Source organism: Neobacillus sp. BF23-41 (genome assembly GCF_041106275.1).
Genome location: NZ_JBGBPR010000045.1, coordinates 1 through 19,287 on the forward strand (window position 1 = coordinate 1; position 19,287 = coordinate 19,287).

General features: G+C 36.0%; 16 protein-coding genes. 5 read left to right on the forward strand and 11 right to left on the reverse strand.

Annotated elements, in window-relative coordinates; genetic code table 11:
* Nucleotides 1–566: 566 nt before the first annotated feature.
* Nucleotides 567–1,292 (forward strand): DUF421 domain-containing protein, encoded by a 726-nt coding sequence (locus AB7942_RS28655; protein WP_369449492.1) that lies wholly within the window; start codon nt 567–569, stop codon nt 1,290–1,292.
* Between the two features lie 428 nt (nt 1,293–1,720).
* On the opposite strand, the gene AB7942_RS28660 is transcribed toward AB7942_RS28655, so the two are convergent.
* The 3 genes from AB7942_RS28660 to AB7942_RS28670 all read right to left on the reverse strand — a co-directional run bounded on the left by AB7942_RS28660 (nt 1,721) and on the right by AB7942_RS28670 (nt 4,232).
* The gene (locus tag AB7942_RS28660; RefSeq protein ID WP_369449493.1) at nt 1,721–2,146 is read right to left on the reverse strand and encodes a MaoC family dehydratase; all 426 of its coding nucleotides are present in this window, start codon (nt 2,144–2,146) and stop codon (nt 1,721–1,723) included.
* A gap of 361 nt (nt 2,147–2,507) precedes the next feature.
* Nucleotides 2,508–2,921 (reverse strand): hypothetical protein, encoded by a 414-nt coding sequence (locus AB7942_RS28665; protein WP_369449494.1) that lies wholly within the window; start codon nt 2,919–2,921, stop codon nt 2,508–2,510.
* Nucleotides 2,922–3,212: 291 nt separating this feature from the next.
* On the reverse strand, nt 3,213–4,232 hold the full coding sequence (locus AB7942_RS28670; protein WP_483310945.1) for a DNA/RNA non-specific endonuclease: 1,020 nt from the start codon (nt 4,230–4,232) through the stop codon (nt 3,213–3,215).
* Nucleotides 4,233–4,503: 271 nt separating this feature from the next.
* On the opposite strand from AB7942_RS28670, the gene AB7942_RS28675 reads away from it, so the two are divergent.
* Entirely contained in the window at nt 4,504–4,860 is a 357-nt protein-coding gene (locus AB7942_RS28675; RefSeq protein WP_369449496.1) for a cupin domain-containing protein, read from the forward strand.
* A gap of 168 nt (nt 4,861–5,028) precedes the next feature.
* A complete protein-coding gene (locus AB7942_RS28680) occupies nt 5,029–5,580 on the forward strand; it encodes an aldo/keto reductase (protein ID WP_369449497.1) in 552 nt (183 codons plus the stop codon).
* Nucleotides 5,581–5,931: 351 nt separating this feature from the next.
* On the opposite strand, the gene AB7942_RS28685 is transcribed toward AB7942_RS28680, so the two are convergent.
* The 6 genes from AB7942_RS28685 to AB7942_RS28710 form a co-directional block, all read right to left on the reverse strand.
* Nucleotides 5,932–6,558 (reverse strand): class I SAM-dependent methyltransferase, encoded by a 627-nt coding sequence (locus AB7942_RS28685; RefSeq protein WP_369449498.1) that lies wholly within the window; start codon nt 6,556–6,558, stop codon nt 5,932–5,934.
* Between the two features lie 150 nt (nt 6,559–6,708).
* The gene (locus tag AB7942_RS28690; protein WP_369449505.1) at nt 6,709–7,035 is read right to left on the reverse strand and encodes a YnfA family protein; all 327 of its coding nucleotides are present in this window, start codon (nt 7,033–7,035) and stop codon (nt 6,709–6,711) included.
* Nucleotides 7,036–7,282: 247 nt separating this feature from the next.
* The gene (gene ppsA / locus AB7942_RS28695) at nt 7,283–9,898 is read right to left on the reverse strand and encodes a phosphoenolpyruvate synthase (RefSeq protein WP_369449499.1); all 2,616 of its coding nucleotides are present in this window, start codon (nt 9,896–9,898) and stop codon (nt 7,283–7,285) included.
* A gap of 242 nt (nt 9,899–10,140) precedes the next feature.
* Nucleotides 10,141–11,103, reverse strand: a complete 963-nt coding sequence (locus tag AB7942_RS28700; RefSeq protein ID WP_369449506.1) for an L-lactate dehydrogenase — start codon at nt 11,101–11,103, stop codon at nt 10,141–10,143.
* 367 nt (nt 11,104–11,470) lie between these two features.
* Nucleotides 11,471–13,786 (reverse strand): xanthine dehydrogenase family protein molybdopterin-binding subunit, encoded by a 2,316-nt coding sequence (locus AB7942_RS28705; protein WP_369449500.1) that lies wholly within the window; start codon nt 13,784–13,786, stop codon nt 11,471–11,473.
* A 260-nt stretch (nt 13,787–14,046) separates the two neighbouring features.
* Complete coding sequence (locus AB7942_RS28710; protein ID WP_369449501.1) at nt 14,047–14,874, reverse strand: TrmB family transcriptional regulator; 828 nt, start codon at nt 14,872–14,874, stop codon at nt 14,047–14,049.
* A 141-nt stretch (nt 14,875–15,015) separates the two neighbouring features.
* Here AB7942_RS28710 and AB7942_RS28715 point away from each other — a divergent pair, with 141 nt between their 5' ends.
* Nucleotides 15,016–15,645, forward strand: a complete 630-nt coding sequence (locus AB7942_RS28715; protein ID WP_088087206.1) for a homoserine/threonine efflux transporter — start codon at nt 15,016–15,018, stop codon at nt 15,643–15,645.
* A 226-nt stretch (nt 15,646–15,871) separates the two neighbouring features.
* On the opposite strand, the gene AB7942_RS28720 is transcribed toward AB7942_RS28715, so the two are convergent.
* Nucleotides 15,872–16,339 (reverse strand): hypothetical protein, encoded by a 468-nt coding sequence (locus AB7942_RS28720; RefSeq protein ID WP_369449502.1) that lies wholly within the window; start codon nt 16,337–16,339, stop codon nt 15,872–15,874.
* Between the two features lie 562 nt (nt 16,340–16,901).
* Here AB7942_RS28720 and AB7942_RS28725 point away from each other — a divergent pair.
* Nucleotides 16,902–17,069, forward strand: coding sequence for a hypothetical protein (locus AB7942_RS28725; RefSeq protein WP_369449503.1), 168 nt, complete (start codon nt 16,902–16,904; stop codon nt 17,067–17,069).
* 328 nt (nt 17,070–17,397) lie between these two features.
* Here the strand turns inward: AB7942_RS28725 and AB7942_RS28730 are convergent, their stop codons facing one another.
* Entirely contained in the window at nt 17,398–18,219 is an 822-nt protein-coding gene (locus AB7942_RS28730) for a squalene/phytoene synthase family protein (RefSeq protein WP_369449504.1), read from the reverse strand.
* Nucleotides 18,220–19,287: the final 1,068 nt, after the last annotated feature.

Below are 19,287 nucleotides of genomic sequence, written 5' to 3' on the forward strand. Positions count from 1 at the left end.
CGATGTTGAGAATCGCTTATTATCTACTAACCCGTAAAGAAATGTATGTAGATTTAGGCGAAGACTACTTTGATAAACAAAGACAGCAATCTATTGTTCGGCATTCCTTACGAAGGCTGGAAAGCTTTGGTTATGTTGTATCAATAAAAGAACCAGAAGCATCCTAATCTAACTCAATTTTTAACAATAGATCATGAATTGTCGCTCTCTTCTTTTTTTAAAAATGAATGAGCTGCGTCTTCTTTAGTATTGTCTTTTTTCCATTTTTGTAGAAGTGAATTTTCATAGTAGTTTAAGTACATTCCTTCACAAACTTACCGATACTGTTTGAAATATGAAAGATATGCTAACTCTCATTTTAGGGGTACCGCCACATGCCCATCAAGAATTGGCTTGAAAAGGTCGAGACAAGATAAAAGGTATTCGTCATGTGGCACTCCCTCCGTTAGTCTGTATTTCCCTGATTTATGTAAAATATAATATCGGTTGATAAATGAATATCCAGTTAACTTCCTTCTAATACTACTATCTATAGATGATAATAAGATAAAAGAAAGGTAGTATATATGGGAAATGTTTTCTTCATTACAATTCTAAAAGGTATTGGAATATACGTTTTAGCATTATTCTTAACCCGAAAAATAGGCACAAAACTTATTTCACAAATGAATTTTTTTGATTTTATTATGGGAGTATCAATGGGCGCAATAGTCGCTAATGCCATTATTGATAAGCAATTTGCAACACTATCAGCTACTACTGCCTTAATATTATTTTCCATTTTGACTGTGTTCACTGGATATTTAAGCTTGAAAAACATCACATTAAGGAAGCTAATCAATTCTGAACCGATTACTTTAGTGGAAAATGGAACCATTGTGGATGAAAATATGAAGAAAATGAAATTGACCATAAATGAATTAAAGATGAAATTAAGAGAAAAAGATGCTTTCAATGTCGCGGACGTAGAATTTGCTATAATGGAAACGGATGGTCAGTTATCTGTATTACCCAAATCAGATAAAAAACCACTTACTCCTTATCATATGAACATTCAAACAACAAGTTCAGGTCTTGAAAAGGATATAATCATTGATGGAACGATAATGGAGGAAAACTTAACAAGTGCTGGACTAGATAAAGAATGGCTAACATCTGAACTTAATAAACAAAATATCAAAGATTGTTCAGAGATTTTTTATGCTGGGTTAGATAATACTAAAAAACTGTATATATCTAAAATGAACAGTACCAATAAAGAAACTCAGGGCAAATCATTACCTCCAAAATGAAAAAAACGCTATTCTTTCTGTAATATGATGGAAAGGATAGTATTTTTTATATGTAGCGAGATTTCAAATGGACTAACTCTCTTTTCTTAGGAATTACTACGTTCTTTGTCCCAACAAGTTCTTCAGAAATTGTCCCAAAAAGTGGGGTTAGCTGTATTTTCAATTTAAACAAATTTCCTCCTATTATAATTTACTATTTTTATACTCCTTTTTCTTGTGTTTTTTTCAAATTGTACCATTTTCTTATTGCACTAACCTGCTTCGTTAGTGGAACAAGAAAAAAAGAGCTGCCGCAGCAACCCCTTGTTCAACCAAAGCACCCGGTAATGGAATAAGACCCTTTCCAAAAATGCAATTATGAAAATACTCAACCCATAAGCCGTAATTGACTTGTGTAGATTATTTCACTTATTTTCAATTACAACACATCATCGCTTAATCAATCCCGACAGGTCTACTTCTAATACTTTATCTTCTTTATCGTTGTAAGTAGATAATAAAACAGTAATGATTCCCGATTCATTCTTCGTCTCTTTCTTATCGATAACCTCGGCGATGGTATACATTTCATCACCAGGATACACCGGTTTTATAAATTTCATATTATTCATCCCTGTTCCAGCGATGATATCATCACCATAGATACCTTGTTCAATCCAAAGCCTTACTGAAATGCTTAATGTATGTAGTCCGGAAGCGATGATTCCATCAAATCTCCCCTGCTTTGCTTTTTCCTCATCTAAATGCATATATTGAGGATCAAATTCTCCTGCAAATCTCATAATATCCGCTTTTGTCATTTTGAAGGACTTAGTTTCAAACACCTGTCCAACTGTAAACTCATCAAACTTCATAATTACACCTCTTATTTAGAAACTTTTGCACTTGTTTATATTAAGGTAGCATCAAATGCACATCAAGTTAAAAAAATACTCAAAATCCTCTAAAATCAATAGAAAAGAATACTTTTTTGGGGATATATATAATTCATCTTTGCAATTGTAAATACCCTATTTAACTATCCTGTTTCGTAAGTTCAATAAGAAAAAAAGACGCTGCTGCAGCAATCTCTTGTTTAACTCTTGCACCCTATAGTTTAAGTACATTGTTTCACAAACTCGTTTTTGAAGTAAATAAGATACTATATCATAATATAAGAATTATGCGCAATAGTTACACTTCAAATTGGAATTTACTAAACTAAATGTGTATTGCTTATTTATGTTCCTTTACCTTTTGCATTAACTTGTCTGGCAGTTTCCATAATTCGTGATTATGTCTCAGTTTAATACGAACATGATTCACATTCATAAAATCTTTAACTTCCTTAGAAGTATACCCTTGCTCTTTCAAGTAGAAAGCTAATGCATTGTATGGATACACGATTGTTTTTATAATTCTTACTATGTCCCTAGCTTCATCATCAAGTAAACCCCAATATTTCACCAAAAGATTAATAATAACAGCATCTTTAATACCTGCTTCAATAAGTGTTTCGGTTGTTATTTCAATTCCATTGTTTCTTTCTTTTGTAATGGATTTATTGACTTTCTCGTCGATATAATTTTTGACAGCATCAATGGCTATGTCACTAGTTCCAGACAAAATATCATTTAATAATTTGGGCACAGTTATCCCCTCCTCGTCAGAAGCTCAATCTCATCATTATTTTTACTTAATCATTTCAGATAAATTCCTATTTATCGGTATGATAAAGCAACTATAAGTCCGTAATTTTTTACTGTTGAACATAATTCTACTAATGTACATCACCTCGATTTTTTGCTTAACTTTTTTATTAGAAAATTAATAAGTCTAATCTTATTTCACAGTAAAATGCTCATTCCTTTTGTGATTTCTTATTGAACAAACCTGCTCCGTTACTTCGATAAGAAGAAAAGTATCCCCGCATAACCCCATTTATTCACCTACTAAGCCATCACCATCTCGATCATCCATATATTTATAGAGCCATGAATCGCGCGTAATTGGCATTTTAAAGCCAGCAGCTTTGGCTTCAGCGATCGTAACACTTCCGTTATGATTGGTATCCACTTTACTAACATCTTCATTACTATTTTCCGTTTCGTTTGCAGGTACATTGTCTGTTTTCGGTGGCTTACTGCTCGTACCTGTCGTTTTCCCTAAATTTTTGTTCACTTCATCTGGGTTTACATTGTCAAATTCATCTGTAATGGATCTGCCCTGAATTTTGTATGTGAATTTATAATGGTTAGGAATTTGCGTCTGAGTATTTGGATATTGAATCACTGCTACGAAATCTGTACAACCTCCTGCATCTCGAATCACTTTTTCCATATAAGCTTGATCGCCGTGCCTATTGAGAATGCTGTCTTGAGGTGTAATGTTATATGCGTTTGATACTCCCCCAAGCGAGTCAGCAATTACATGCCCTTTATCCAAGGTTGGACTCTCTGTACCAGGAACATTTGCTTCATCAGAATAGTATCTCCCAGACAATAAAACATGATCAGTATTCGGATTTTGAAGTGTTATATTTTTCGCCTCAACACGAATTAGCTGACCGTATTCATTTGTATACGCCCAATATTCCCGTTCTCCAAATCCGACATCTACTTTGACATTCGGCTGTCTATATCCTGACATATCCCCGCCGTTTACTACAATTAGGGTATATTTGCTGTAATCAAATCCGTCCGTTGTACCTGTTGCCTTTAAAGTGCTAGATGCAGGAACATTTTTGTTGGGTTCACTATCACTCGTTGGTTTTTCTGTGTCATTGGCATATGTACTCTTATTGGCTTCAACAGTCTTTGAAGCCGTGCTCGTTGGGGATTGCACTTTTTTTGACGAAGTATGTTCAGTGATTTTTCCGCAACCCACAAATACAGATATTAAAATCACAGTAAATAAAATCAAAAATATTCTTTTGTTCACACTTCTGCACACCTTTCTCATGTTTCTACCCTAGACAAATCATATTTAACAATAACACATTTTGATCTTTTGTTGGAATATATCTATCTTGGTATTGAATCCTTATTCAACTCCCTCAGTTTGATACGAATATCTCTCGAATGCTCACTTATTCGCAGGATTTCATAACCCTTGCAATTGGATTTACGGGTAATTGAAATGAGTTTAGATCATTTTGGCTTCGTGAAGGCATAGTTAAATAAAGGAGTCCGCTACCACTAATGAAGAGTTAAGAAATAGTACAATCTTTCCATTGGGACAAAAAGTTGAAGCAAACTTTATTGGAGATGCTTACTTACAGATGGTCTATACCGATGCAACACCACTAAATGCACCAATCGGGAATGTAACCTTTGCTCCAGGAGCTCGAAATAACTGGCACTCATATAAGGTTGGTCAAGTATTGTTAGTTACTGGTGGTGAGGGTTGGTTTCAAGAAGAAGGTAAACCAACTCAATTACTCAAAATGGGAGATGTCGTGAATATTCCACCAAATGTAAAACACTGGCATGGTGCAACAAAAGACAGTTGGTCTGTACACTTAGCGATTACACCAGGACAAACGGATTGGTTAGAACCTGTCGATGATGAATCGTTTAATAAATTATGATTTGAAATTGATATAAAATGATAATCAATTGATCGGGTAAGAGAGTTTGAGAGGATTAGGAAAAAACTTGGTAGGAATGTGATATGGGGTTATTAATTTTTTATGACATAATTATTTGAAAATAGGTCACATAAACGTGGTTGATAAACCCAAGAGAGGAACAATCAAATGGAGTATGTGAAACTTGGTAATACAGGATTAGACGTATCTCGATATTGTCTTGGATGTATGGGTTTTGGGGACGCTAACAAATGGCTTCACCAATGGGTACTTAACGAAGAGAACTCTCGTCCCGTTATAAAAAAAGCTCTCGAGTTAGGGTTTAATTTTTTTGATACTGCAAATGTTTACTCACTTGGTACAAGTGAGGAATATCTTGGACGAGCACTAAAGGAAAATGCGAATCGTGATGAGGTTGTAATAGCAACTAAAGTTCACGGACAAATGCATAAAGGTCCAAATGGTTCTGGTCTTTCCCGAAAAGCAATTATGAGTGAAATCGATAATAGTCTTAAGAGGTTGGAAACGGATTATGTCGATCTTTATATCATCCATCGTTGGGATTACAATACCGCTATTGAAGAAACGATGGAAGCATTACATGACGTAGTGAAGGGTGGAAAAGCAAGATACATTGGTGCTTCAGCCATGTATGCTTGGCAATTCCAAAAGGCTTTACACGTGGCTGAACAGCCGTTTGTTCAAATTGTGGTTATGTAGCTTTCTACATTGATGAATATAAAGAATTTAGTGAGTAGTATAGGTATTCATTTAACAGGGCGATTCTTCGGTAAGAACAATCACTTCTTGTACTAACGAGCAGAATACTTTAAATTCAAGGGGGAGCAAAATGCTGTGTGAAGCATTTTTATGTATTCGCCCAACTAAGATTTATGTTAGTCTAAGTAGATTTATTCACAAACTTGTTCTTTTTCCACTCATTTATTACAGGAATGCTGCCCCGATTGTTACATAAAAAAAGGCTTCCTTTAATTTAAGGAAAGCAGCCGTTAACATATCCACATCCTATCTCCTAACAATTCACTATTTTAAATTTTTTTATGATTATCTTTATATTTCTTTCTTACATTTTACAATTATAAATTTTATTGGAGATTTATTTTTCATATTCTTACTTGGCTCGTCAATTTCTGAAAACTCTACAAGTCCATATTTTCCAAATTCTTGTTTTATGGAGTCAGAATCATAAAAAAACATTTTTACGCCTTCCATTATCTCGAAATAGTCTTTATCCAATTGTTTGCCCTTACCAAACATTGGGGCTTTTTTTGAAACAGTTGTAAAAATCATATATCCATTTGGCTTTAACTGATTATAGCAATCATTAATAAACTTATCTCTCTCACGATTATTCAATAAGTGAATAAGTGCATAACAAAATATACCATCATAAAGTTTGTTATCAAAAGGCATGTCAGTCACTGAACCATGAAAAATACTAATATCAAGCCCATTTTGCCTCGCCAAATCAATCGCTGTTTTTGAAATCTCAATACCTGTAACATTTATTCCATTGTCAATAAAAACCTTTGCATTTCTACCATATCCAATACCTGGTACCAGTATGTCCTTAACATTCCTTTCAAGGAAAAAGTCCTTTGTTAAGATTGCGGAGTCTGTAGGTTCAAATCCCCACATCGTTTGTTTTTCTATAAAACTTGATTCCCAGAATTCCATAATATCTCTATCTCCTTTAAGATTTATTTTACTTGGGATGCTATGTTGCTTGACGCTATTGTTTAATTTTAATTAAATGCATATTGACTTTTTAAGCCACTATTATGGCAGCTAATCTTCAACTCTTGCACTGTTACTTTAATAAGAAATTTATTGACGTGGTGCAAACAAGATTACCGAAGCACCAATTAAACATATTCCTGCACCCACCCAATCATATAAATCAGGTGTTTTTTTATCTATGCCCCATCCCCATAAAACAGATAGCACAATAAAAACTCCACCATACGCAGCATAAACTCTACCGAATGAAGGGAAGGTCTGAAATGTAGCTATTATACCGTATAAAGCTAATGCTATCCCTCCACTTATTCCCCAATAAACCGGCTTACTTTCTCTTAACCATAACCAAATTAAATAACCTCCGCCAATTTCAGCTATTCCTGCAAGAATAAACAAAACAATTGCATTAAAAATTCAGACCACTTCCTAACCATTAATCAATATTCAAAGTAAAACATACTCTTATTCAATTATCCTGCTACGTTACATTAAGTACAACAATTCACAATATATTCTGTGGAAAAAGAAAAAAGCGACCTTCATCTTGAAGTATCGCACCCATTAGTTGAACAAAAAACCTTCAAACATAAAAATTATTATTCTATAACAAAAGATAAGAATTTCTATACATCATTCTTCATAACTGTAAGGTATTCAGCAATTACATTATTTCGATATACCCTTCTGTTCCATGCACGCGAATTCGTTGCCCGTCTCTTATCAGTTTGGTGGCATTTTCCACCCCAACAACTGCTGGTAAGCCATATTCACGTGCGATAACTGCTCCATGTGTCATCAGTCCACCAACTTCGGTGACTAGGCCTTTTATGGATACAAACAATGGTGTCCAGCTAGGGTCAGTAAATGCGGTGACTAATATATCTCCATCTTCTAAATCAGCATCTTCCATGTTTAAGATGACACGTGCTCTTCCCTCTATAACTCCAGAAGAAACAGGTAGACCTACAAAAGCTTTGGCTGGGAGATTTTCTCGTTTGTACTCACCTGCAATGATTTCACCATCAGACGTGATAACACGTGGGGGATTTAGTTTTTCATATAATTTGTCCTCATCTTTTCGTTTGCTGATGATCTGGTAATCCAGTTTATTTGTGCGTACGACTTCGTGAAGTTCTTCAAAAGTGAGATAGTATATATCTTCTTTTTTATGAATAACGTTGGCTTGTAAGAGTTGTTCGGCTTCCTTCAGTAACGCCTGCTTATAAACGAAGTAGCGATTAATCATGCCATATTTTGGATATTCACGATAACCGATGAAATTCCGGATTAGATCGATCATTCGTTTTGTCTCTTTGGCCTTTTGTTCACCATCCGGCAATTGCTTCAATCGATCTAATAACTCTTGTTCTTTTTTCAAAGCTTCCTGTCGCCCTTGCTCAAATTTCCGATTGCCGGCATTAGGCTCAAAGTTTTTGATGTTACTGAGAATCAAAGGGACAAGTGTTATTGGTTTTTCGCTCCAACGAGTTTTAGTAATATCGATTTCTCCGCTGCATCGCATTCCGTATTTGTTGAGATAAGCATAGATAGCTTCATGGGTTTCCTGTCCACCATCAAACTTAACCAGTTCATCCAAAAAGTTATCATCTTTTACATGTTGTAAATAATCAATTACTTCTGGATAAGGACGAATCACATCTGCCACATCCAATAGCGCCAGACCCATTTCCGAAGTAATATTGTTTGGTACAGATTGAGAAAGCGTGTCTGCTACGTTTTTTTCACCTAACCACTTGTTCATTTTTTCATTGATCCATGATGAAGCATTTATAGCAGCCATAAATACAGCTGAACTTTGTGGGTCAAATAAAATCTTCTTTAATTGCTGGATATCTTCTAGAATAAAATCAAATAAATCTGATCCTGATTTCGTTTGGATGTTTTGTTTTAACTTTTCTATGGATGTTTGACTACTCTTAATCAAATCAGAAACGATTGTCGGGTCGTTTTCGATTTGTGCTTGAGAATACGCAGACGACACACTTTTATTGCTTTTACCGGAACTCTGTTCTTGCTTATCATTTGGTAAAGATTTTATGAAATCTCCTCGCTCTATTATGGTAATGAGTGCGTCTTTCATGAGCGGATCGTGTTGTCCCATGGCATCTAATAACATTTTTCTGCTGTCAAGTGAAGCCAGCATATGTGTAACATCAACAAACAACCTTCCACCAGCTGCATACATGGGTGGTTTAGCTGTTAACTGGAAAAAAGACAATCCCAATGGTTTCATGGGGTCGGTCATCATTTGTTGATGACCAACAGATACATAGACGTGATTTTCTTGATCATTCGCTTCAGGGATGGGGTATAAAGTAGTGATTGGACGACTCTGGACAATATAAAATGTATCATCAACCAAACACCATTCGATATCTTGTGGGCAACCAAAATAAGCTTCGATCTGTCTTCCGATGCGTGCCAGTTGTAAAATTTGTTGTTCAGTAAGTGTTTGAGTCTTTTGCTGATCAGTATCGATCTGTTGTGTCTCTGTTCCGCCTTTTTTTCGCCCATAGATAGCCAATTTTTTTGTTGCTATCCTCTTATCGACGATTTCCCCTTCCTGTACTTTATAACAATCGGCAGATACCAAGCCAGAGACCAGTGCTTCTCCAAGTCCAAAACTGGCATCGATTGATAGCAACTTTCGGTTGGAAGTAACTGGATCAGCGGTAAATAAAATCCCTGAAGCCTGTGGGAAAACCATCCTTTGAACAACAACGGATAAATAAACTTGACTGTGGTCAAATCCATTTTGCATACGGTAGATTACCGCGCGATCCGTAAATAGGGAAGCCCAACATTTGCTGATATGCTGCAAGATTGCTTCTTTGCCGATGATATTTAAATAGGTGTCTTGTTGACCAGCAAAAGAGGCATGTGGTAAATCTTCAGCAGTCGCACTAGAACGCACTGCATAAGCATGTTCCTCGCCAAACTGGGAGAGATAGTGAGTAACTGCTTTCACAACATCGGAAGGAATTTCTACTTCCATAATGATTTGTCGAATCTTCCAGCTGATTTCACCAATCTGATCTCGGTCCTCTAATTTTAGCTTTGTTAGTTGATCCAACAAAGCTTGAAACGTTTCGTTTTGTTCGATGGCTTTTTGATATCCCACTGTTGTAACACAAAATCCTTCTGGTACTTGTATTCCTTGAATTTTTGATAATTCCCCTAAATTTAACCCTTTTCCGCCAACGAGCAAAAGCTGTGTTTTTTCCATTTCCTGAAAACCGAGAACCAAAGAACTCATTCTACATCTCTCCTACCCATTATATTTCTTTTGGTTTCTTTGATATATTTATCCCACTCAACAAATCTAATTCAAGTTCTATTGCATTTTAGCAGTAGTAAATTAGAATAAACAGTCTATATTGACCATTTTTTATATGTTATAATTATATTAGGAAGAAGAGGAGTTATAGTTCAATTTTCAAAAAACAGCTAGATCTTACCATACAGTAACTTGAAACTCATACTTTTCTTGTTCCATTATTAAAGTTGTATATCAAAGTATTTGGCTAGAATCTCTCCTTTCAATGTTTTAACACTGTTATTGAATAGTGTTTTTTCTTTATTACTTAGTTCCAGTTCAATAATGCTTTGAATACCTTCTCTATTTACCACACACGGTATACCTATGTAAACATCTTTAGTAGCATATTGACCATCTAAGTAGGCTGAAACAGGAAGTATGGCATTTTCATTTCGAAAAATTGCTTTAGTAATACGTAATAACCCCATAGCTATTCCGTAATATGTTGCCCCTTTCCCTTCAATAATTTTGTATGCTGCATCTCTTGTATCAATAAAGATTGCATCTAAGTCTTCAAATGAATATTCATTGTTATTATCGATCAATTTAAGAATATTTGTGTTTGCTACACTGGCTGTACTATAAACAGGTAATTCACTGTCACCATGTTCTCCAATGATATAAGCATGAACATTGTTAGGTGATACATTAAAGTATTGTCCGAGGTTGTAACGTAATCGAGCTGTGTCAAGAATTGTTCCAGAACCGATAACTCTTTCTTTAGGCAGCCCACTGTATTTCCAAACAGCATAAGAAAGAATATCAACAGGATTTGTTGCAACCAAGAAGATTCCATCAAACCCGCTTTCCATCACACTGTCAACAATCCCTTTGAAGATTTTTAAGTTTTTATCAACAAGGTCTAAACGTGTTTCCCCTTTCTTTTGAGCAACACCTGCACAAATTACAACTAAATCAACGTTATGGCAATCATTATATGTTCCGTATTTAACATCTGTAGGATGTGGTGCAGCTATCATCCCATGATTCATATCAGTTGCATCTGCTTCAGCTTTTTCTGAATTAATGTCAATTAGAATAAGTTCATCGACAATTCCTTGATTGATTAATGCAAAGGCATAACTTGAACCTACAGAACCAGTTCCAATCAAGGCTACTCTATTAATTTTTGGCATTCTAATTTCCTCCAATGTAATTATATTATTCACATAAAAGTAGTATCACCCTGGATAGGGAAATTTACCCTTAACACCGTTACACGCTTGAAGTCCTCATATCTTCTATTATTAGAACGATAAAATGTTTGATTTTTGATGTGCTTTTTTTTATTTAAAGTTTAAATGACAAACTTTTTGAGATAGCTATTGGTATATAAAAATGCAAAAACTCGCCACAAAAAAATGTGAGAGTTTTTATGCTAATATTATTCACAACTTTCCTGAACTAAGGCTGCTTTTTGGGCAGCCAGTTCTTTAAGGAAAGCACCCTTTACTTTATTTTATATGAAGACCTTCATATGATACTGAACACCTTTCCATCGGATATACTTTATTTATTCTCCTTTGCTTTCCAAATCAATTCTGGAATTAATGGAAGATTATGAAGCGAAACACCAGCGGCCAAGGACAATGCATTCCCGAGGGCCCCAGGCATTCCCATTAACCCTAGTTCTCCTATTCCACGAGCTCCATATGGTGCATCAATCTGTGGATTTTCAACAAAATCAACCAAGTAATTAGGATTCTCTCCATAGCGGAGCGGGCGGTAGGTCCGAAGCTGTGGATTCAAAACCCTCCCTAACTTATCAAAATAAAATGTTTCCCTCCCAGCGAAGGCTAACCCCATGCTCATTGCCCCCATAACCTGACCTAATGCTGCTTTTTTATTCATCACCCTGCCAGCGTCCACCACCGTCGCCGCATGTACAAGTCGATAAGTATAATCTTTACGATCGAATTCTACCTCTACACCATATGCTGCAACAGACCATTCCGGTCCAGGCTTGCCTGCTCCAGTTTCAGGATCCAAGTGAGTTAAATGACGTAATATATAATTTCCTCTGCCAATGATTTGACCACCAATAGCGTTACCATTTGGATACTTATAACCATAGCCAATTTCTTTAAAATGGAGCCCAATGGATGGATCATCTCTTAAAAACACCCGACTATTCGCCACTTCAAGATCTTCCTTAGGTGCTCTTAACACACATGAAGCCACTTCTTTTAATTGCTTAATCACATCGTCTGCGGCATTTAAGGTAGCCCTACCTGCCATAAATGTTCCCCTACTAGCAACGGTCTTAAAATGTTCTGGCGTTGTCTGAGTATCCACTTCCATTCGAACATGAATTTCATCGATATCCATTTTTAGTCTCTCAGCAAGTATTTGAGCAAGCACAGTTTTGGTTCCTGTTCCAATTTCGATAATACCTGACATTAAATTGATACTTCCATCCCGATTAAATGTTAATATAACGCCTGAAGGAGCGTTAGTATCAATCGTAGACGTTTTCCAGCTGCAGCTAACGCCTTTTACTCTAACAAAACGTTCATCTATCACTTTAATTGGATCTTCGTCCCACTTGATTAACTCTTTTACTCTCTCAATACATTGTGGTAAGTTTCCTAAATTGCTTTTATTTAAAAGAACCCTTGTCGGAGTCGTATTTCCCGGCCTAATGGCATTTATATAACGGAGCTCAAGCGGATCCATCTGCAGTTTTTGAGAAAGTAAGTCCATTGTTCTTTCAATCACAAAGGAAAGCTCGGAATGAGAAAATCCTCTAAATGGGGATGCATAAGGATGATTGGTATACATACAGTACGAATCACACCAAACATTCTCAACATTGTAGGGACCTGTACAGTCGACTGCACCTGATCTCGTTACATCAATCGCTTTATCGGAATAGGCACCCCCATCCCACAAATAAAGGATTTCCATCACTTTAATTTTCCCTTTACGGTCGGTCCCAATTTTAACTGTTGCATCCAAGCCAATGTGACATGGAGATGTAATGATATCCTCTTCACGGGTATTGAAAACCTTTACAGGTCTGCCACCAACAGCCTTCGATGCTAAGTAGGCAAGTATTTCAAGCTGAACGGGTGCCTTTCCACCGTAGGCTCCTCCAACGAACGGCGTGTGAACCACAATTTTCCCTATATCCTCACCAAAGTAATCAGATATAAGTGTTTTGACCATAAAAGGTGCCTGAGAAGAAGTCGTTATATTGATTGTTCCATCTGGTAAAATCTCACAAGTTGAACATCTTGTTTCCATTGCGGCATGGTCGGAAGGCGCAAAGGAATAACTTGCTTCTACTGTTATTTCACTGTCAGCCCATCCTTTATCCATATTGCCCTTTCTAATTTTCGTAAGGTGAGCGATGTTTGTTCCCTGATCCGGACCTGAATCTTCCTCCTTTTTATATTCGCCTAAATGTTCATGGACGAGGGGAGCATCCCTTTGGAAGGCTTGTGTTGGTGAATTTACTACAGGCAATAATTCATAGGACACGTTAACCAGTGAGGCTGCTTTCATAGCCTGATCTGGAGTATCTGCGACAACTAATGCAACTACTTCTCCGTGATAACGTACTTTATCAACAGCAATTGGTGGGCGATCGCGAATCGCCTCACCTGTGAGAGGAAAATTTTTTCCTGCGATAATCGCCCTAACTCCAGGTATTTTTAACGCTTCAGTCGTTTCAACCGAAGTAATCCTAGCGTGCCCATATGGACTGATGACCTTTTTACAAGAAAGCATCCCGATCGATTGGTAATCATCTGTGTATTTCGCCCGGCCCGTCACTTTATCCCACGCCTCTTTACGTATGACGCTTTTTCCGATTACATCCAATTCGATCCCTCCTAACCACCGAATTTCATGAAACCTATCCCTGTAAATTAATATTCGCGAACATAAAGATAAATACAGATACGTAGAAATAAACCTTATGATGATTTCTCCTTAATCTAATCTACCAAGAACCGTTAGTGAAAAAAGAAAAGCGACTGCTCTAATTGAACAATCGCACCCGTTAGTTGAACAAGAACAGCCTATTTGCTATGAAGAAAGTTGTTCTTCTTATGTTGTATAAAACAGACAATAGTACAAATTTATTTTACATAATGTTTTTTAAAATCTGGGTGAATTGAGAATTTATGGCGTAAATTCACGAGGTTTTCCCCAAAACTTTCCTCTAAAAGTTCTCTATGTTTCTCCATAATTTCCATGAGATACAAATCATGAATCATGACTTCTGTAATTGGCATGACTAAACCTACATGCCTTGTCCATGCTGCACGGCTATCTTTCCCCAGCGATACTATACCTGCTACTACTTCTGAATCATCTGCACTAATAACAATCCATCGTCCACCATACTCTTCTGTAATTTCATGACCCATATAATGAAGGTAAACATTAGGAAAATCAGAGGCGATTTCCCCATAAGCAATAATTGTTACGTTGACCCCTCTTTTTGCTGCCTGCCTTAGTTCAGACTCCAATTCTTCGAATTCCTCTTTCCAAACCTCTAAGAGAATTCTTTTTTTTGCAGATAATATACAATCTTTTACCTTATCGAGTATTTCATTACGTCCCGTGATATTCCAGATATTTTCACGGTCATTTGCAGAACGTTCGAACTCCGCTAATGATTTTTCTGCCAGTTCAAAATTCTCTTCTGCTTCCCTTCGGCGGTTTTTAATTAGCTCCTTTGCAGGAACAGGAGTATACTGTGGCGTGTTTCCAGGACTAACCAGAATATCTCCTCGTATGGCGAGACTATCTAGAACTTCATATATTCTTGAACGTGGTACACCAGAATTTTTCGCTACTGCATATCCAGTTAATGGAGATTCCTCCAATAAGGTAAGATACGCTTTCGCTTCATATTCGGTAAAATTTAGATTCTTTAATGTTTCAAAAATGATTTCTTTCATAAACCCTCCAACATAATATTAGTCGCTACCTTAGTAACTAATATTTTATCAAAATCTGTTGATTATTTCCAAATGCTTCTGATATACTCAAATAAGTAGTTACTTTGGTAGTCACTATTCGAGAGGAAAGGGAGAAACAACATGGATAGCTTACTAACATACATTTCAATTGCTGCAATGATGGTTGTTATACCAGGAGCAGATACTATGCTCCTGGTGAAAAACACGCTCAGATATGGTCCAAAAGCTGGACGTTATACGGTTCTCGGAATGGTAACGGGACTTTCTTTTTGGACTCTTATTGCTATTCTTGGATTATCTGTTGTCATTGCAAAGTCTGTAATTCTTTTTAGTACAATCAAATATTTGGGGGCCGCTTACTTAATTTATTTGGGTATAAAAAGTTTTTTTGCTAAAAGTGTGTTTTCTTTAGAGGAAATTCAAGCACAAGCGAATGCACCTACCAATTCTTCAAGTCGGCATAATAAAGAGTCCTTTATGCAAGCATTACTTAGTAATGTTCTTAATCCAAAGACTGTTTTAGTTTATATAACTGTCATGCCTCAATTTATCGATTTGAACGGAAATGTAAATCAGCAATTGATTGTGTTAGCATCAATCCTTACTTTACTTGCTGTATTGTGGTTTCTAACCCTTGTTTATGTAATTGATTACGCAAAAAAATGGTTGAATAACTCCAAATTCCAGAAAGTATTCCAAAAATCAACTGGCTTAATTTTACTAGGTTTTGGCGTTAAAACAGGGATTTAAATTTCATTTATTAACACTCCTAATTCAACTTTCTCCGTTCAGACAACTGAACGGTTTTTCTTTTTTGTCCTCATTTGCTTCAAACATGTAACTTACATCATTGTTCAACTAACCTGCTTCGTTAGTGGAACAAGAAAAAAGAGCTGCTTACCGCAACCCTTTGTTATATATAAGCACCCCGGTAGTTGAAGAAAAGTCCTTCTTTATAAAAGGAATCTAATGAATTTTACTTAACTTTTTCCTGATCATAAATATCTTCCTGCCATAACTGATAAAGATATAGAATGACGGCTAGTATTGTCATTGTCAAAAGATTTATGAGTGGAGAGAAACTACCAGTTTCTCTTATCTCTAGCTTGTTTAACATTTTAGTAAGACCTATCCCGTAGAAGAGATCGATTATTAAATTAACAATAATATATATCCAAAATTTACGAAATGTAAAATAAAATATCCATATTGTCCCAACTAAGAATATGCTATATACAGTAAATAATGGTGCTATTTTGTCCCAGCTAAAAAGAGTCTCTTTAAATTTCCACCAGTTATATGTCCAAGCCATTTGTGCCAATATTGTGTTGAGCACTGTGGCAAATAGAGCAACAGGCATATATCTTCGAATTGCTGAACGGTCTAAAAAGATCAAAGAAAGCCAAGGAATAATAAATATAGACCAAATAACCACTTTATCCATTTTATAAGTCCTTTCAGTATTAACTTATATATAACGTGTCCTCTTTTGCTAAATAAAATGCATCTTCTTATTCAACTATCCTGCATCGTTAGTGCAATAAAAAAGGGATCACTACAGCTATCCCAATGTATACCTTGCACCTGGTTAAATTAACAAGCAACTTTTTTTACACATTTTGTTCGAACTGCGTAGTAAAAGCCCCTTTATTAATAGCTACCTAGGGACTCAAAAAACAATCACCCGTAATTTTTTAAAGTCATAAAATATATAAAATCCTTAGAAAGTTGTGATCTAATGCCTGTTGTTATTACCGGTACGGATAGTGTCATATAACAAGGCTTTCCTGCTCCCCTTTTTGGAAACTGGGGTCTGCCTATTATGGGTAGCCCCCCTTATAATTACTATATAATTGGACATTCCAAATATTATTTAAGTCCAGGATCAATACCTGTTTTTCCCTATTGGGCTCCATTTCGCTGTTACACAGTTTAAGTCAAAATTTACTTTGTAATTTTCAACCAGACCTATATAATTAGGGTATTAAACGAGAGGAGAAATAAAAATGAAACAAGTTGCTCTCCATCAATGGCAAAAAGAACATAATAAACGAATAGCAAAATTTCATAAGAACCACGAAATTAAAATACAACGTGGTGAAAATGGAAACGGTTTGTTGGCTAAATGGGAAAGATTTTTTTATAACAATGTCATTTCCCCACTTAAAAAATAAAATACTTATTAATTGAACTGTCTTCATAGTACAGTTCATTTTTTTCGCAATTTGTGTCAAATACGACGTTAATGAACAATTCCTTCCTCAACTAAGCTGCTCCGTTAGCTCAATAAGAAAAAGGCTACCGTTTTTGGCAGCCATTTCTTAAGGAAAGCACCCTTTAGTCTAACAAGGGAAAAATTTTTAAATTGAAAAGGATATTTGTTAAATTATTAACTTAGAATATTCCTCAAAAGTTTCTTTCGTTTTTCCATTTGAGGGGTTCTTCCATCTATCCGTTAGTCAAAATAAAAAGGACACAGATAAAAATATATATTGTAGAATCTTATTTTCTATTTATTACTTTACTAACAATTTGAGTTACGGCAGCTCTACTCATTTTTTCCTTCCCTTCTGTTAAAGCATCAAGTGTACCATGAGCAAGTGCTATCGGGATTTTACAAAAATTAAGGATCGGACCGGGTTTAATATCCTCTAAATAAACGTCAGCCAATGCTAGGTTACGTCGGGCGTACATAAACATATCTTCTAACTCCCATCCATCGGGAAAGAAATCAACACCGCGTTCTAAATCCTCAGAACGATTGCGAAGAATATTGATAGACTGTAAGCCACGACCAAAGGCTATAGATAGTTCCTTGTCCGTTTCAACAGCATCATACCACTTCCAAATATCAGAGAGCATAACTCCAACCAAACCTGCAACGTAGAATGTGTATTCATTCAAATCTTCTTCATTCTTAATCCGCCACTCTTTTAAAGCCCAGTCTGCCATCCCCTTCGCCATAGTAGATGTGGCATTCGAAATATTCTCTACAATTGTCGGTGGACAAAGATTTATCCAATCTCCAAATCGTAAGGTAACCTCCGGTAGGAGGGAGTGGTATGGGTGAAATAAAGCCATTAACTCCTTATTATTGAAGGGTTTTTTCAAGAGCGAGCTGATCGAATGTAATAGATTATGTTTGGAATCCAATTGGAGTTGGGGGTGGTCTTCAATCTCGTCAATAGCTCTCATGCATAAGTAAGCAGATGTAACAGCTTCTTGTAATCCTGACGGTAGATGACTAATAGGAATAAAGAAGGTCCGGCTTGTCGCCATCAACATGTTTATTGCACTTCTATGTAAATTGATTGCTTCACTCATCTTGTATTGCCCCCTTTTTTGTCAACATGCAAAATTTCTTTAATTGAATTGGTATTATCCCCACTATATAAAATATCTAATAATAAAGTTCTAACACGGAATTCAAGCCCTTGTTACTAAATAAACCTGCTGCTTTATTTATATAACAAACAAGGGAACCTTCATTATTGAAGCATCTCACCCGTTAGCCATCCATGCAGCGCAAAATCAGCGCTGCACCACAGAGAATGAAAATGGCTAAGACCGTCTATACTGTTTTAATGCTGGCGAAGAAGGTCTTTGAACTATAGTGCCTTTGAGCCCATCCGTTAGTCTGACTCCAACGACCACGGTGTACCACCGACTGTCGCACCCTTTAGGGGTAGCACTCATGGGAGATTAATCCTTTTTCTGGTTGTTGCGCCAGCTTTACCTGATTTCATTTTAAGTAGAAAGGTTTCACAAGTCGATTTACCGGCCAATTCTATATACAATCCTTCAAGAGGCTCAGCCTTTTTTTAAAAACTGGTTTTTCTGGGTCTATTTTTTCATGCCCTTTTTCAGTTTTTATTTTCATGGGAGTTCAACAATCTTTTATACAAAAATATAATAATTCCGCAAATAACAGCCACTCCTATAAATGTTAATAGAGAAAGAACAGGAGAAATGACCATACCAAACGCTACTTCATTTTGAAGTGTATCTATTTTATCCCACTCACTTGCAATATCAGGTTTATAAAGGCTCGTTTTAAGAGCAAAAAAATGCTTGGAGAACTATCCTCATTTAGACACCCCCTCAATATCCAATTATACCATAATCACCCATTTGTGTTATTCCACTAACCTGCTAAGTTACTTGAATTAGAAAATGCCTTACTACTATTGAAGTAAAGCACCCTTTTAGTTGAAGAAGAAACTACTCAATACTCAACTATATTTAGCCATTGACCATCAGGACCAATGGTTAAATGAGGAACCTTATTTAAATGAAACATTTTGTAAATGTCCAAATTCTTTTTGGTTAATTTACTTAATTGTTCTGATACATCAGTCTCGGAAAAAATCAGATAATCCATTGTAGTAGACC